This is a genomic window from Kitasatospora sp. NPDC093558, from assembly GCF_040683475.1.
In the GTDB taxonomy this organism is placed as follows: domain Bacteria; phylum Actinomycetota; class Actinomycetes; order Streptomycetales; family Streptomycetaceae; genus Kitasatospora.
On sequence record NZ_JBFBDY010000123.1, the window covers coordinates 1 to 16229 of the forward strand.

The window sequence follows — 16229 nt, forward strand, 5'->3', positions numbered from 1 at the left end:
TACACGACGCTCTTCGGATGTGCCGTGCCCGACGCGGTGCTCAACGGCGACCCGGCCCCCGGAGGCCGGCTGCCCGCCAACGCGCACTTCTCCTTCCCGGGCTGCGAGGGCGACGCCCTGCTGATGCTCCTCGACGCCCAGGGCATCGAGTGCTCGACCGGCTCCGCGTGCTCGGCGGGCGTTCCGCAGCCGAGCCACGTGCTCCTGGCCATGGGCGCCGACCCGCTGCTGGCGCGCGCGTCGCTGCGGTTCTCCCTCGGCCACACCTCCACCCAGGACGACGTGAAGGCCCTGGCCCAGGCGATCGCCCCCGCCGTCCAACGCGCCCGCAACGCGGGCCCGATGGCGGTCCGGCGGTAGGGGAGCGGGGAAGCCGGTTATCGGCTCGGGGAAGAGCGGCGGCAGCACGTACGCTTGTCTGCATCATGACTGACTTCCCGGGTGCCCCGACCGCTCCGTCCACTGGCCGTCTGCGCGTGCTCGCGGCGATGTCCGGCGGGGTGGACTCCGCCGTCGCCGCCGCCCGCGCCGCCGAAGCGGGGCACGAGGTGACCGGGGTCCACCTGGCGCTGTCGTCGAACCCGCAGTCCTTCCGGACCGGCGCCCGCGGCTGCTGCACCATCGAGGACTCCCGGGACGCCCGCCGCGCCGCGGACGTCATCGGCATCCCCTTCTACGTGTGGGACCTCGCCGAGCGCTTCCGCGAGGACGTCATCGACGACTTCGTCGCCGAGTACGCAGCCGGCCGCACCCCCAACCCCTGCCTGCGCTGCAACGAGAAGATCAAGTTCGCCGCGCTGCTGGACAAGGCGATCGCGCTCGGCTTCGACGCCGTCTGCACCGGCCACTACGCCCGGATCGTCGACCTCCCGGACGGCCGCCGCGAGCTGCACCGCGCCGTGGACGGCGCCAAGGACCAGTCGTACGTGCTCGGCGTCCTGGACGCCGACCAGCTGGCCCACTCGCTGTTCCCGCTCGGCGACACCACCAAGGACGTCATCCGCGAGGAGGCCGAGCGCCGGGGCCTGGCCGTCGCCAAGAAGCCGGACAGCCACGACATCTGCTTCATCGCGGACGGCGACACCCAGGGCTTCCTCGCCAAGCACCTCGGCACCGCGACCGGCGACATCCTCGACGTGGACGGCACCAAGCTCGGCGAGCACGACGGCGCGTACGGCTTCACCATCGGCCAGCGCAAGGGCCTGCGGATCGGCCGCCCGGCACCGGACGGCAAGCCGCGCTACGTGCTCGACATCTCCCCGGTCAACAACACCGTCACCGTCGGCCCGGCCGAGGGCCTGGACGTGGTCGGGCTGACCGCGATCCGCCCGCGCTGGTGCGGCGGCGAGCCGGCCGCCGACGGGCGCTACACCGCCCAGCTGCGCGCGCACGGCGAGGAGGTGCCGGTCTCGGCCACCGTCGTGTCCGGCGAACTCCGGGTGAGCCTCGACTCCCCGGCCCGCGGCATCGCCCCCGGCCAGGCCGTGGTCCTGTACGACGGCACCCGCGTGGTCGGCTCCGCCACCATCGCGACGACCGAGCGCCCGGCCGTCCACGCCTGAAACCCCGGTGAGCGATCCCCGGGCGGCGTGATAGACCGGACAGCACTATGAATATCTGCGTCTTCTGCTCCGCGTACTCGCTCGACGACCGCTACACCGCCCCCGCCGCCGAGTTCGCCCGGCTCCTCGGCGAGGGTGGGCACACCCTGGTCTGGGGTGGCTCGAACGCCGGGCTGATGGGTCTGCTGGCCGACGGGGTGAAGGAGGCCGGCGGCACGCTGGTCGGCGTGCTGGTCGAGATGCTCAGGCACAAGGGGTACGAAGGCGCCGACGAACTGGTCATGACCCGCGACCTGGCCGAGCGCAAGGCCGAGCTCGCGGCCCGCGCGGACGCCATCGTCGTGCTCGTCGGCGGGCTGGGGACGCTGGACGAGGTCACCGAGGTGCTGGAGCTCAAGAAGCACGGCATGTTCGAGAAGCCCGTCGTCGTCCTCGACACCGCGGGGTTCTACTCGGGCCTGCGCACCCAGCTGGAGCGGATGGACGCCGAGGGCTTCCTGCCGCGCCCGCTCGGCGAGCTGATCGCCTTCGCCGACACGCCCGCCGAGGTGTTTGCGCAGCTCAAGGCCTGAGAGGATCGGGTCCATGGCTGCACATCTGATCACCGGCGCCGGCTCCGGCATCGGCGCCGCCCTGGCCGGGCGCCTCGCCGGGCGCGGGGACGACCTCTGGCTCCTGGCCCGCGACGCCCGCCGCGCCGCCGAACTGCGCGAGCGCTTCCCCGGCGCCCGCACCCTGGTCGGCGACCTGGGCGACCCGGCCAAGCTCGCCTGGGCCCTCGGCCACCAGGAGCTGCCGGTCGAACTGGACTCGCTGCTGCACGTCGCGGGCACGGTCGAGCTCGGCCCGGTCGGCGACCTGCCGGTCAAGGTCTGGAACGAGACCCTCAGCGTCAACCTCGTCGCCCCGGCCGAGCTGACCCGCCTCCTGCTGCCCTCGCTGCGCCTGGCCAAGGGGCACGTCGTGTTCGTCAACTCCGGCGCCGGCCTGCGCGCGGGCGCCGACTGGGCGGCGTACGCGGCGAGCAAGCACGGCCTCAAGGCGCTCGCCGACGCGCTGCGCGAGGAGGAGCACGCCGGCGGCGTCCGCGTCACCTCGGTGTACCCCGGCCGCACCGCCACCGCGATGCAGGTCAAGGTGCACCAGCAGGAGGGCAGGTCCTACGACGCGGGCCGCTGGATCGAGCCGGACTCCGTCGCGAAGGCGATCCTCGCGGCCCTGGACGCCGGCCGCGACGCGGAGCTCACGGACATCAGCGTCCGCCCGGGCCGCTGAAGCCACGGCGGCGCGGGCCACGGCGGCGCCGCGCATTAGGCTCGGACGGGTGAGCACCCCACACCCCTTCCCCGACCTGTACGGCGCCGCCACCGGTGTCGGCTCGCTGCCCGGCACCGACGCGCGCGAGGCCGCCAGGACCTCCACGGGGGCCCTGGAGCACCTGCCGTTCCTCCCCGAACTGCCCGCGCGCGGGCCGGGCGCCGACATGATCGGCCGCAGCGCCGGCCTGCTGGCCGAGCTGTTCGCGCAGACCGAGCCGAGCGGCTGGCGCTTCGCCGACCGCCCCGGCCGGGACACCCGGCGGGCCCGCTCCTGGCTCGGCGAGGACCTGGACGCGCTGGAGGAGTTCACCCAGGGCCACCAGGGCCCGCTCAAGGTGCAGGCCGTCGGCCCGTGGACGCTCGCGGCGAGCATCGAGCTGAAGCACGGCGAGAAGGCGCTCGCCGACCGCGGCGCCTGCCGGGACATCGCCGAGTCGCTCACCGAGGGCCTGCGCCGCCACCTCGCCGAGGTCCGCAAGCGGGTGCCCGGAGCCGAGGTGGTGCTCCAGCTCGACGAGCCCTCGCTGCCCGCCGTGCTGGCCGGCGCGGTGAAGACCGCGAGCGGCTTCCAGCGGCTGCGCGCGGTGGACCGCCAGGTCGCCGAGGAGGCGCTGCGCGAGCTGATCCGCGCCCTGGACGCGCCGGTCGTCGTGCACTGCTGCGCGCCCGAGGTGCCGATCCCGCTGCTGCGCCGGACGGGCGTGGCCGGCGTCTCGCTGGACTTCTCGCTGCTGACCGAGCGCGCCGACGACGACCTCGGCGAGGCCGTCGAGGCGGGCACGATGATCCTCGCGGGTGTCGTCCCCTCCACCGACCAGGAGGTGTCGGACCCGGCCGGTAGTGTCCAGGGTGTCAGGACCTTGTGGCGCAGGCTCGGGTTCGCCCCGGAGCTGCTGGGCCGTCGTGTGCTCGTGACACCGACCTGCGGGCTGGCCGGGGCCTCCCCGGCGTACGCGCGCAAGGCGCTGCTGCTCGCGGCGCGGGCGGCGCAGAGCCTGGTGGACAACCCGGAATGAGAACGTAGGAGGCTTGCGGTGGTGGCTGTCGAGGGCTGGGAGGACGTCCCGGCGGAGGTGCGCAGGCGGCACGCCGAGCTGGCGGCGGAGATCACCGACCACCGCGCCCGCTACTACGAGCAGGACGCGCCGGTCGTCTCCGACGCCGAGTTCGACGCCCTGATGCGCGAGTTGGAGGCGCTGGAGGCCGAGCACCCGGCCCTCGTCACCCCGGACTCGCCGTCCCAGAAGGTCGGCGGCGCCCCCACCGAGCTGTTCGCCGCGGTCGAGCACCGCGAGCGCCTGCTCAGCCTCGACAACGCGATGGACGACGACGAGCTCGCCGCCTGGGCCGAGCGCGTCGCCGGCGAGCTGGCCGGCATCGACTACCACTACCTGTGCGAGCTCAAGGTGGACGGCCTGGCCGTCAACCTCACCTACGAGAACGGCCAGTTGGTGCAGGCCGCGACCCGCGGCGACGGCCGGGTCGGCGAGGACATCACCCCGAACGTCCGCACCATCAAGGAGATCCCGCACCAGCTCAAGGGTGAGAACGTCCCCGAGCTGGTGGAGATCCGCGGCGAGGTCTACTTCCCGACCGAGGCCTTCGACGCGCTCAACGCCTCGTTCGCGGAGGAGAACGAGCGCCGCCGCCAGGAGAACGAGGAGCGCGCCAAGGAGGGCAAGCGGCCCCGGGCGCTGATCCGGCTGTTCATGAACCCCCGCAACGCCGCCGCCGGTTCGCTGCGCCAGAAGGACCCGCTGGTCACCGCCTCCCGCCCGCTGCACATGGTGGTGCACGGCATCGGCGCCCGGGTCGGCTTCGACATCGACGACCAGTCGCACGCGTACGAGCTGCTGCGCGGCTGGGGCCTGCCCACCGCCCGGCACAACAAGGTGGTCGGGACGCTCGACGAGGTGCGGGCGTTCATCAAGCACTTCGGCGAGCAGCGGCACTCGGTCGAGCACGAGATCGACGGCGTGGTCGTCAAGGTGGACGAGATCGCCCTCCAGGGCCGCCTCGGCGCCACCTCCAAGTCGCCGCGCTGGGCGATCGCGTGGAAGTACCCGCCGGAGGAGGTCACCGGCAAGCTGGCGGAGATCCGGGTCGGCGTCGGCCGCACCGGCCGGGCCACGCCGTTCGCGGTGCTCGCGGAGCCGGTGAAGGTGGCCGGTTCGATGGTGCAGTACGCGACGCTGCACAACCAGGAGATCGTCAAGGCCAAGGACGTCCTGCTCGGCGACACCGTCGTGCTGCGCAAGGCCGGTGACGTCATCCCCGAGATCCTCGGCCCGGTCTACGACCTGCGGGACGGCACCGAGCAGGCCTTCGTGATGCCCTCGCACTGCCCGGAGTGCGCCGCCGTGCTGCGCCCGATGGCCGAGGGGGACATCGACCTGCGCTGCCCGAACGCACAGCACTGCCCGGCCCAGATCCGCGAGCGGATCGCCTTCCTCGGCGGGCGGTCCTGCCTGGACGTCGAGGGCCTCGGCTACGTCGCGGCCACGGCGCTGACCCAGCCGCTGGAGCCGGCCGAGGCGCCGGTGCGCAACGAGGGTGACGTCTTCGGCCTGACGGTCGAGCAGCTGCTGCCGATCAAGGTGCTGGTCCGCGACCAGAAGACCGGTATGCCCAAGCTGGACGACGTCACGGGCGAGGAGAAGGAGGTGTTCTTCTTCGCGAACCTCAAGGGCCAGCCCAAGAAGAACACCGAAGTGCTCCTGGAGAACCTGGAGAAGGCCAAGGACCGCCCGCTCTGGCGCTTCCTGAACGGCCTGTCGATCCGGCACGTCGGCCCGGTCGCGGCGCAGGAGCTGGCGCGGGAGTTCCGCGATCTCGACCGGATCTTCTCGGCCACCGAGGAGGAACTGGCCGCCGCCGAGGGCGTGGGCCCGACCATCGCCCGCTCGATCAAGGAGTGGTACGAGGAGGAGTGGCACCGCGAGATCCTGGAGAAGTGGCGCGCGGCCGGCGTCCGCTTCGTCGAGGAGCCCGCGGACGAGGAGGAGGCGGAGCGCCCGCTGGAGGGCCTGACCGTGGTGGTCACCGGCACGCTGGCCGGGCACACCCGGGACGGCGCCAAGGAGGCGCTGACCTCGCGTGGAGCGAAGGTGACCGGTTCGGTTTCGAAGAAGACCCACTTCGTGGTCGTCGGCGACAACCCGGGGTCCAAGTACGACAAGGCCGTTCAGCTCGGACTGCCCGTCCTCGACGACGCCGGCTTCGCCGTCCTGCTCGCCGACGGGCCCGCCGCCGCTCGCGCCCACCTGGGCCTCGACACCCCTGAGGACGCCCCTGAGGAGACCCCCGCGGAGGCCCCCGCCGAAGGCTGACCCGAGCCGCGCGTGGCCGATTCCGTCTTGTTATCGTCCTGATGCAACGTCACCGGGTGCCGCTCAGTGAAAGCGGGCACAGTGTCCCTGAGCGACACCCGGGCACGGTGGCGCGTTTCCGGTTGTCCGAAAGTCTGCCCACCGGGTGGACCCCGGCATACCCTGGAGCGCAACAGAGTGTCAGCAGGGGTGGGGGCACCGGCTGAGCCGGTACTCCGCGGGGTCGCTCCATGCCCGCCAGCAGTCGGTACCGGCACGGTGCCTCACCGTAAGGCGGCCTGACGGGGCGGGCCCGACGGAGGACAGGGCTTATGGATCGTACGACCGGCGGCGCGCCCACACGCCCGCCGCAGGGGGTGGCGGGTGCGGTCCTGCTGCTCGGCGTGCTGCTGGCCGGAGCCGCGCCGCTCATCCCGCTGGCCGTCCTGGTCTACCGGTACGAACCCGAGCTGTTGCCGCTGTTCGCGGTGCCGCTGGCCGTCCTGGTCGCGGCGTGGCGGATCGCCCGGGACCGCGCCCGCGACCAGCTGACCGACCCGCTGACGGACCTGCCCAACCGTCAGGCCCTGCTGCTGGCCGCCCAGGAGGCGATCGCCGAGCACGAACAGGGCTACAGCGTCGGTCTCATACTGCTCGACCTCGATCGCTTTCGATCACTCAACGACACCCTCGGTCACACCGCCGGTGACCGGCTCCTCGTGCACATCGCCCGCCGGCTGCACCGCGCGCTGCGCTCCGGCGGCGTGGCCGGCAGCCCCACCCGCGAGTGCATCGACGACGTCTTCGCCGGCCTGCCCCGGCACTACCGCCGCGGCCGCCCCATGGTGGCCCGGATGGGCGGCGACGAGTTCGCCGTCCTCCTGCCCGGCATCAACTACCCGGACTGCCTGGAGCGCGTCGCCAAGGCGCTGATCGCCGAACTCGCCGCCCCGATCCGGCTGGACGGGCTGCTGCTCGTCCTGGAGGCCAGCGCGGGCGTCTGCGTGTTCCCGCAGCACGCGCAGGACGCCGAGTCGCTGCTGCGCCGCGCCGACGTCGCGATGGGCCACGCCCAGCGCGGGCGCAGCGGCGTCGAGCAGTACGACGAGACGCAGGACGCCGACACCCCGTACCGGATCGGGCTCCTCGGGGACCTGCGCCGCGCGCTGGAGACCGGCGAGGTGCAGCTGCACTACCAGCCGAAGGTGGCCTTCGACGGCCGGGTGGTGGGCCTGGAGGCGCTGCTGCGCTGGGAGCGGCCGGGCCAGGGCCGGGTGTCGCCGGACGAGTTCGTCGGGCTCGCCGAGTCCAGCGGGCTGATGCCGCGGCTGACCGACTACGTGCTGGAGGCGGCGGTCGGCCAGCTCGCGTACTGGCGCGACCAGGGCCTCCAGGTGCAGGTCGCGGTGAACGTCTCGCCGCGCGACGTGCTCAACCCCGGCTTCGCGCAGCGCGTCGCGGGGCACCTGGTGCGCCACCAGGTGCCGGCCCACGCGCTCCAGCTGGAGATCACCGAGCGGCTCCTGCTGGACGACTCCCGGCGGGCCGCCGACACCCTCGCCGAGCTGCGCGGCTACGGCGTCGGGATGTCGCTGGACGACTTCGGCACCGGGCACTCCTCGCTGGTGCGGCTGCGCAGCCTGCCGGTCGGCGAGCTGAAGATCGACCGCTCCTTCGTCTCGCGGATGGTCGCCGACGACCACGACGCGGCGGTGGTGCGCTGCTCGGTGGAGCTCGCGCACTCGCTGGGGCTGACCGTGGTCGCCGAGGGCGTCGAGGACGACGAGACCTGGGAGCGGCTGCACTGCATGGGGGTGGACGCGGTGCAGGGCTGGCTGGTGTCGGCCGCGCTGCCGCCGGAACAGGCCACCGCCTGGCTGCGGGTGCACCGCACCGGCAGCCCGACCGTGGAGCGGCTGGCCGCCACGCTGCCGCCCGTCATCAAGCCGGCCGTCCAGAAGGTCCCGGGCGGGAAGCCCGCGATGCCGCCGGTCCTGCCGCCGACGCTCCCGCCGGTCCTGCCACCCGTTCTGCCCCCCGTCGTGCAGGCCGCGCAGGCCGCGCAGATGGAGATCAAGGCGCCGGGGACGCAGAGTTGGGCCCGGACCAGGCCGCAGTAACCGCCGCCGCCGGTTACTCGTTGGCCGGTGGCCGGGCCGGGCCCCATAGGATGGGGTCCAAAGACCACGAGGACGGGAGCGCCGAGCCGGCTGCTCCTGCCCGGGCCCGGCACCGCTGAAGCAGCGCCGGGTCTCACCAGAACTCACCCTGAGGATCGCTGCATGCCTGGCATCACGCGCGAGGAGGTCGCCCACCTCGCCCGGCTGTCGCGTCTTGAGCTGAAGCCCGAAGAGCTGGACCACTTCGCCGAGCAGCTCGACGTGATCATCGGCGCGGTCGCCCGCGTTTCCGAGGTCGCCGGACAGGACGTCCCGCCGACCTCCCACCCGCTCCCGCTGACCAACGTCATGCGGGCGGACGAGGTGCGGCCGTCGCTCACTCCGGAGCAGGCGCTCGCGTGCGCGCCCGCCGCCGAGGAGCAGCGTTTCCGTGTGCCGCAGATCCTCGGGGAGGACTGACCGAGATGACCGACCTTATCCGTTACACGGCCGCCGAGACCGCCGCCGCCATCGCCACCGGCGAGGTGTCCGCCGTCGAGGTCGCGCAGGCGCACCTGGACCGCATCGACGCGGTCGACAAGAAGGTCAACGCCTTCCTGCACGTCGACACCGAGGGCGCGCTCAGCGCCGCCAAGGCGGTCGACGACAAGCGCGCCCGCGGCGAGGAGCTGGGCCCGCTGGCCGGCGTCCCGCTCGCGCTGAAGGACGTCTTCACCACCAAGGGCATCCCGACCACCTGTGGCTCGAAGATGCTCGAGGGCTGGATCCCGCCGTACGACGCCACGCTGACCTCGCGTCTCAAGGACGCCGGCGTCGTCATCCTCGGCAAGACCAACATGGACGAGTTCGCGATGGGCTCCTCCACCGAGAACTCCGCCTACGGCCCGACCGGCAACCCGTGGGACCTCTCCCGCATCCCCGGCGGCTCCGGCGGCGGCTCGGCCGCGGCGCTGGCCGCCTTCGAGGCCCCGCTGGCGATCGGCACCGACACCGGCGGCTCGATCCGCCAGCCGGGCGCCGTCACCGGCACCGTCGGCGTCAAGCCGACCTACGGCGCGGTCTCCCGCTACGGCCTGGTCGCGTTCTCGTCCTCGCTGGACCAGGGCGGCCCGTGCGCCCGCACCGTGCTGGACGCGGCGCTGCTGCACGAGGCCATCGCCGGGCACGACCCGCTGGACTCCACCTCCATCGACGCGCCGGTGCCGGCCGTCGTCGAGGCCGCGAAGCTGCGCGACGTGCGCGGCATGCGCATCGGCGTCGTCAAGGAGTTCGCCGGCGAGGGCTACCAGGCCGGCGTCATGCAGCGCTTCAACGAGTCGGTGGAGCTCCTGCGCGAGCTGGGTGCCGAGGTCGTCGAGGTGTCCTGCCCGTCCTTCACCCTGGCGCTGCCGGCGTACTACCTGATCGCGCCGTCGGAGTGCTCCTCCAACCTGGCCCGCTTCGACGCGATGCGCTACGGCCTGCGGGTCGGCGACGACGGCAGCCGCTCGGCCGAGGAGGTCACCGCGCTGACCCGCGAGGCCGGCTTCGGCGACGAGGTCAAGCGCCGCATCATCCTGGGCACCTACGCCCTCTCCTCGGGCTACTACGACGCCTACTACGGCTCGGCGCAGAAGGTCCGCACTCTCATCTCGCGCTCCTTTGATGAGGCTTTCGCCGCGGTAGATGTCCTGGTCTCGCCGACCACGCCGACCACCGCCTTCCCGATCGGCGAGCGCGCCGACGACCCGATGGCGATGTACCTGGCCGACCTGTGCACGATTCCGTCCAACCTGGCGGGCAACGCGGCCATGTCGCTGCCGGTCGGCCTGGCCCCGGAGGACAATCTCCCGGTCGGCCTGCAGATCATCGCGCCCGCGATGGCGGACGACCGCCTGTACCGCGTGGGCGGCGCCGTGGAGGCCGCACTCAACGACAAGTGGGGGCACACCCTGCTGGAGGAGGCACCGGCACTGTGAGCAAGATCGAAAAGGCGAAGGGCTTCAAGCACACCAAGCCCGGTCTGTGGCTGTCCATCGGCACCAGCGCCTTCGGCGCGATCTCGGTGGTCAAGGACGTCCGCAAGGCCCGCGAGGAGAGCGACACCCTGAAGCTGGTCAACGCCCTGGTCGGCGCCGCCGCGCTGATCACCGGCACCGCCCTGCTGGTGCGCGAGCTGCGGCAGCTCGCCTCCGACGACGTGCTGCTGGGCTAGGGCCCGTCTTCGAAAAGTGGCCGAGCGCCCAGGCCCGGCCCCGCGCGAGCGGTGGCCGGGCCCGTACCTCCCAAGTCTTAAGTGAGAAGGGACGCTGTGAGCGTCATGAACCTGGTCTCCTACGAGGACGCTCTCGCGTCGTACGACCCGGTGATGGGCCTTGAGGTCCACGTCGAGCTCGGTACCAAGACCAAGATGTTCTGCGGTTGCTCGACCGAGCTGGGCGCCGAGCCGAACAGCCAGACCTGCCCGACCTGCCTGGGCCTGCCGGGCTCGCTGCCGGTGGTCAACGCGATCGGCGTGGAGTCGGCGGTCAAGATCGGCCTGGCGCTCAACTGCGAGATCGCCGAGTGGTGCCGGTTCGCGCGGAAGAACTACTTCTACCCGGACATGCCCAAGAACTTCCAGACCTCGCAGTACGACGAGCCGATCGCCTTCAACGGCTACCTCGACGTGCAGCTGGAGGACGGCTCGACCTTCCGCGTGGAGATCGAGCGCGCCCACATGGAGGAGGACACCGGCAAGTCCAGCCACGTCGGTGGCGCGACCGGCCGCATCCACGGCGCCACCCACTCGCTGCTCGACTACAACCGGGCCGGCATCCCGCTGATCGAGATCGTCACCAAGCCGATCGAAGGCGCCGGTGAGCGCGCCCCCGAGGTCGCCAAGGCGTACGTCGCCGAGCTGCGCGAGGTCATCCGCTCCCTGGGCGTCTCCGAGGCCCGGATGGACAAGGGCCAGATGCGCTGCGACGTCAACCTGTCGCTGCGCCCGAACGGCACCGAGACCTTCGGCACCCGCTCGGAGACCAAGAACGTCAACTCGCTGCGCAGCGTGGAGCGGGCCGCCCGTTTCGAGATCCAGCGCCACGCCACCGTGCTGACCGACGGCGGCACCATCGTCCAGGAGACCCGCCACTTCCACGAGGACAACGGCACCACCACCTCGGGCCGGATCAAGGACAACGCCGAGGACTACCGCTACTTCCCCGAGCCGGACCTGGTGCCGGTGGCCCCCTCGCGCGAGTGGGTCGAGGAGCTGCGCGCCGCCCTGCCGGAGCTGCCGCGCGTGCGCCGGGCCCGGCTGCAGGCCGAGTGGGACCTCTCCGACAAGGACATGCAGTCCGTCCTCAACGCCGGTGCGGTCGAGCCGATCCAGGAGACCATCGCGGCCGGCGCCCCGGCCGACCAGGCCCGCAAGTGGTGGATGGGCGAGCTGGCCCGCCGTGCCAACGAGACCGGCACCGAGCTCAGCGAGCAGCCGATCACCCCGGCGCAGGTCGCCCGGGTCGCCGCGCTGGTCGCCGAGGGCAAGCTGAACGACAAGCTGGCCCGCCAGGTCATCGAGGCCGTGCTGGCCGGCGAGGGCGAGCCGGACGAGGTCGTCGAGAAGCGCGGCCTGGCCGTCGTCTCGGACGACTCCGCGCTCGGCGCCGCGGTCGACCAGGCCATCGCCGAGAACGAGGCCGTCGCCGCCAAGATCCGTGACGGCAAGGTCGCGGCCGTGGGCGCGCTCGTCGGCGCGGTCATGAAGGCCACCCGCGGTCAGGCGGACGCCGCCCGCGTGAAGGACCTGATCCTGGAGCGGCTTGCCGCGGAGGGACAGTAAGCACAGCCTGGAGAAGCTGGGCGTCTCCGCCTGAGTTCCTAAGGCGTCTTAGGCATCTAAGGCCCCCTAAGTAAGGCCTAAGGCCCGGTTCCACTCCCACATTGGGAGGGAACCGGGCCTTTGCCGTGTCCGGGGAGCCTCATCTAAGGCATCCGCGCCCCGAAACATCGGGAAGCCTGCCGATGTGGGGCACCCCCCTGGGAGAGGAAGCTCTTAGTCAACAGGGAAGACCGAAGAACGAAACCCACAAGGGGAAACACCGTGATCGAGTACGAGCTCATCCAGCAGCAGGTCCACGAACTCCAGGCCCGCGCCGAGCACCAGCGCCTGGTGCGCGAGGCCAAGGAGGCCCGCCGCGGCCTCCGCCGCCCGGTCGCCGCGCGCTTCCAGCGCCGCGCCGCGCGGAAGACGGAATGCTGACGGTCCGGCACCCGTCGGGTGCCGAGGAGTCTTCGGAGGGGGAGGTGCGAGTGAGCGCCTCCCCCTCCGGGCGTTCGCCGGTCGAGATATCCCCTCGGCCCGCCGCCTCCGCCTATGGCATGCTCGCCTCCATGCAGCAGATGTCGGTCAGTCCCGTCTTCGTCGGCCGCGGCACCGAGATCACCGCCCTCACGGACGCGCTGCGCCGGGCCGGCACCGGCAGCCCGCAGACCGTCCTCATCGGCGGCGAGGCCGGCGTCGGCAAGACCCGCCTGCTGGAGGAGTTCCTGGACCGCGCCGGTACGGGCGCCGGAGTGGTCACCACCCTGGGCGGCTGTCTGGAGATCGGCGCCGAGGGCCTCCCGTACGCGCCGCTCGCGGGCGCGCTGCGCCGCCTGCACCGCACGCTCGGCCCCGAGCTGGAGGCCGCGGCCGCCGGCAGCGAGGGCCATCTCGCCCGGCTGCTGCCCGAGTTCGGCGACGGCGACGGCGAACCGAACGACGAGTACGGCCGGGCCCGGCTGTTCGAGCACACCGCGAGGCTGATCGAACGGCTCGGCGCGGACCGTACCCTCGTGATCGCCGTCGAGGACCTGCACTGGTCCGACCGCTCCACCCGCGAACTCCTCGCCTACCTGGTCCGCACCCTGCACCGCGCCCGGGTGCTGCTGGTCGCCACCTACCGCTCCGACGACCTGCACCGCCGCCACCCACTGCGCCCCTTCCTCGCCGAGCTCGACCGGCTGCGCACCGTCCAGCGGCTGGAGCTGGCGCGGTTCCGCCGCGGCGAGGTCGCCGCCCAGCTGGCCGGCATCCTCGGCACCGCCGCGCCCGACCGGCAGCTGGTGGACCGGATCCACCGCCGCTCCGAGGGCAACCCGTTCTTCGTCGAGGAACTGGCCACCGCCTTCGAGGACGGCTGCGGGGCCGGCCTCACCGACTCGCTGCGCGACATCCTGCTGGTCCGGGTGGAGAGCCTGGACGAGGAGGCGCAGAAGGTGGTGCGGATCGCCGCCGAAGGCGGCTCGCACGTCGAACACGCCCTGCTCGCCGCCGTCCTGACGGACCTGATGGCCGACGAGGAGGAGCTGATCGAGGCCCTGCGGACGGCCGTCGGCGCCAACATCCTGCGCCCGGACGGCGACGGCGAGGGCTACCGCTTCCGGCACGCGCTCGTCCGCGAGGCCGTCTCGGACGACCTGCTGCCCGGCGAACGGCACCGGATCAACCGCAAGTTCGCGCTCGCCGTCGAGGCCGAACCGCACCTCGTGCCCGGTGACGCCCTGCCCGCCCGGCTCGCCAACTACTGGTACCACGCGCACGATCCGGCCCGCGCCCTGCCGACCGCCCTGGACGCCGCCCGGGCCGCCCGGCGCCGCAACGCCTTCGCCGAACAGCTGCGCATGCTCGAACGCGCCCTCGAACTCTGGGACATGGTCTCCGAGGACGTCCTCGCGCACACCCTGCGCCCGTACGACTGGGCCGAGACCTACCCGCCGGGCTCCTGCGACGTCAGCCCCCAGGACGAGGACTGCGACCGGATCCAGCTGATCGACGTGCTCGCCGAGGCCGTCGTCGCCGCCCGGCGCAGCGGCGACCGCGAGCGCGGGCTGAGCCTCGCCAAGCGGGCGCTCAAGCTCGTCGACGAGACGGTGGACCCGCTGCGCGCGGCCTGGTTCCGGATCAACCGGGCCCGGATGCTCGGCCACCTGCGGCGCTCGGGCGACGACGACGAGATCGCGCACGCCCACCGGCTGGTCGACCACCTGCCGCCGTCCGCGGTGCAGGCCGAGGTGTTCGCGCTCGGCGCCGGCGTGGCGATGCTCAAGCAGCCGGGGCGCGAGCACATCGAGCTCGCCGAGCGGGCGATCCTGATCGCCCGTGAGGTCGGCGCGCACGCCGTCGAGCAGCACGCGCGGATGACGCTCGCCGGCCTGCGCTACGACCTGGAGGGCGACGCCGAGGCCGGGCTGGCCGAGCTGCGCGCCGCGGTCGACGCCTCCCGCCGGCTCGGCACGCCGGACGTGCTGCTGCGCGGCATCAACAACCTCGCGAGCGTGCTGCGCGGGCTCGGGCGGGCCGAGGAGGCGATCGCGATGGCCAGGGAGGGCCTGGAGCACGCCGCCGGCTACGGCCTGGTGCGCAACAGCGGCAGCATCCTGACCGGCAACCTGGCCGAGGCGCTGATCGACCTCGGGCGCGTCGCGGAGGCCGTCGAGGTGCTGGGCGACTGCGACCCGGACGGCACGGCCCTCGTCCACGCCGAGTTCCTCGAACGGATGCGCGGCGAGATCGCCCTGCTGAAGGGGGACCTGCCCAAGGCGGCCGTCCTCGTGGCCCGGGCCCGGGAGGCCAACCGGGTCGGGCAGGTCCAGCACGCGGCGCCGATCAGCCGGCTCGCGGTGCGGATCGCGTGGCTGAACGGCCGGCCGCTGGAGGCCCGCGCCGAACTGCTCGACGCGCTCGCGGACGCCGAGCGGCTCGGCGACGAGGCCGACGTGTACCCGCTGCTGTTCGAGGGGGCCGCGGTGGAGGCCAACGCCCGGGGCCTGCCGGAGGCCGAGGCCGGGCGGGCCCGGGTGCTGGCCGAGGTCGCCGCGACGGCCGCCGGGCTCACCCCCAAGGCGCCGCTGCACCACGGCTGGGCCCGGCTGCTGGAGAGCGAACTCGCCCGCGCCGGGGGCACCGACACCCCGGAGCAGTGGGCCGCCGCCGTCGCGCTGCTGAGGCCGGTCGCCCTGCCGCACCCGCTGGCGCTCGCCCTGCTGCGGGCGGGCGCGGCCGAGGTGCGGGCCGGGCGGCGCGAGGCGGCGGCCGAACTCCTGCGCGAGGCGCGGGAGCTGGCCGAGGCGCGCGGAGACCGTCCGCTGGTCGCCGAGATCGCGGGCCTGGCGGACCGCGCCGGGCTGGTGCTGACCCCGGCCGCGCCCGCGGCGGCCCCAGCGGCGCAGACCGCGCCGGCGGGGGAGTCCTTCGGGCTCACCCCCCGTGAGCGGGACGTGCTCCGGTTGCTCGCGCGCGGCTGGACGAACCGGCAGATAGCCGAGGAGCTGTACATCTCGCCGAAGACCGCGAGCGTGCACGTGTCCAACATCCTCGGCAAGCTCGCGGTCGGCGGCCGTGGCGAGGCGGCCGCGCTGGCCCACCGGCTACGGCTGTTCCCGGACGACCTGGCCCCGGCCGGCGGGTGACCCGCGCCCCGGCCCCGGGACCGGCCGGCCCACCGCGCCGGCCGCTCCCGGGCCGGGGGCGCCGTCGCGTGCTCCCGTGCGCGCCGCGTGAGCCCCCGCCCGCGCGCCGCCGCCAACCGGGCCGATCCGCCGGAATCAGGTGCATTTCCCTACCCTCCCACCATTACTCTAAGTTCAGTGTGCGTGTCATTGAGTGACGGAATTGGTGTAGGGTCCCGATCGGGAGCATCGGTGCGGTGCGGCGGCCGGAAGGCCGCCCGCCCCCTGGGCCACCGTCCTGACGGGGCGCCAGGTCACCGCGTACGGCGAAGCGGCGCGCGGCCGGTGGCCCGTGGCCGGGGCGCCGGGTCCCGGGCCGGAGGGGGAGAGGTCAAGTGAGCTCCACCGATACGGTGCTGCCCGCGGCCGGACGCCGACCAACAAGACCACCGAGGTCTTCGCCATCGGCACCGACGGCGAGCTGACCCACGCCTACAGCACCAACGGCGCCCAGTCGAGCTCCTGGAG

General features: G+C 73.2%; 13 protein-coding genes. All 13 read left to right on the forward strand.

Features of this window, described 5'->3' with window-relative positions; all coding sequences use genetic code 11:
- The coding region (locus AB0O00_RS15040; RefSeq protein ID WP_363651800.1) for an aminotransferase class V-fold PLP-dependent enzyme at positions 1-360 on the forward strand (360 nt) is incomplete at its 5' end.
- A gap of 65 nt (positions 361-425) precedes the next feature.
- Entirely contained in the window at positions 426-1562 is a 1137-nt protein-coding gene (gene mnmA / locus AB0O00_RS15045; protein ID WP_363651802.1) for a tRNA 2-thiouridine(34) synthase MnmA, read from the forward strand.
- Between the two features lie 47 nt (positions 1563-1609).
- On the forward strand, positions 1610-2134 hold the full coding sequence (locus AB0O00_RS15050) for a TIGR00730 family Rossman fold protein (protein WP_363651804.1): 525 nt from the start codon (positions 1610-1612) through the stop codon (positions 2132-2134).
- Positions 2135-2147: 13 nt separating this feature from the next.
- Positions 2148-2837, forward strand: a complete 690-nt coding sequence (locus AB0O00_RS15055; protein WP_363651806.1) for an SDR family oxidoreductase — start codon at positions 2148-2150, stop codon at positions 2835-2837.
- Positions 2838-2886: 49 nt separating this feature from the next.
- Positions 2887-3897 (forward strand): methionine synthase, encoded by a 1011-nt coding sequence (locus tag AB0O00_RS15060; RefSeq protein WP_363651808.1) that lies wholly within the window; start codon positions 2887-2889, stop codon positions 3895-3897.
- Between the two features lie 21 nt (positions 3898-3918).
- A complete protein-coding gene (gene ligA / locus AB0O00_RS15065) occupies positions 3919-6210 on the forward strand; it encodes an NAD-dependent DNA ligase LigA (protein WP_363651822.1) in 2292 nt (763 codons plus the stop codon).
- Positions 6211-6521: 311 nt separating this feature from the next.
- Positions 6522-8309: a bifunctional diguanylate cyclase/phosphodiesterase gene (locus AB0O00_RS15070; RefSeq protein WP_363651810.1), complete on the forward strand. Its 1788-nt coding sequence runs from the start codon at positions 6522-6524 to the stop codon at positions 8307-8309.
- 162 nt (positions 8310-8471) lie between these two features.
- Positions 8472-8768, forward strand: a complete 297-nt coding sequence (gene gatC, locus AB0O00_RS15075) for an Asp-tRNA(Asn)/Glu-tRNA(Gln) amidotransferase subunit GatC (protein ID WP_363651812.1) — start codon at positions 8472-8474, stop codon at positions 8766-8768.
- Positions 8769-8773: 5 nt separating this feature from the next.
- Positions 8774-10267, forward strand: a complete 1494-nt coding sequence (gene gatA, locus AB0O00_RS15080; protein WP_363651814.1) for an Asp-tRNA(Asn)/Glu-tRNA(Gln) amidotransferase subunit GatA — start codon at positions 8774-8776, stop codon at positions 10265-10267.
- Complete coding sequence (locus AB0O00_RS15085) at positions 10264-10503, forward strand: hypothetical protein (RefSeq protein WP_359969272.1); 240 nt, start codon at positions 10264-10266, stop codon at positions 10501-10503. The genes gatA and AB0O00_RS15085 overlap by 4 nt, the downstream gene beginning before the upstream one ends.
- Positions 10504-10599: 96 nt before the next feature.
- Positions 10600-12111, forward strand: coding sequence for an Asp-tRNA(Asn)/Glu-tRNA(Gln) amidotransferase subunit GatB (gatB, locus tag AB0O00_RS15090; RefSeq protein ID WP_363651817.1), 1512 nt, complete (start codon positions 10600-10602; stop codon positions 12109-12111).
- A 261-nt stretch (positions 12112-12372) separates the two neighbouring features.
- Positions 12373-12531 carry a hypothetical protein gene (locus AB0O00_RS15095; RefSeq protein WP_363651819.1) on the forward strand — a complete coding sequence of 53 codons (159 nt, stop codon included), beginning with the start codon at positions 12373-12375 and terminating at the stop codon, positions 12529-12531.
- Positions 12532-12581: 50 nt separating this feature from the next.
- Positions 12582-15722, forward strand: a complete 3141-nt coding sequence (locus AB0O00_RS15100) for an AAA family ATPase (protein WP_363651821.1) — start codon at positions 12582-12584, stop codon at positions 15720-15722.
- Positions 15723-16229 lie beyond the last annotated feature (507 nt).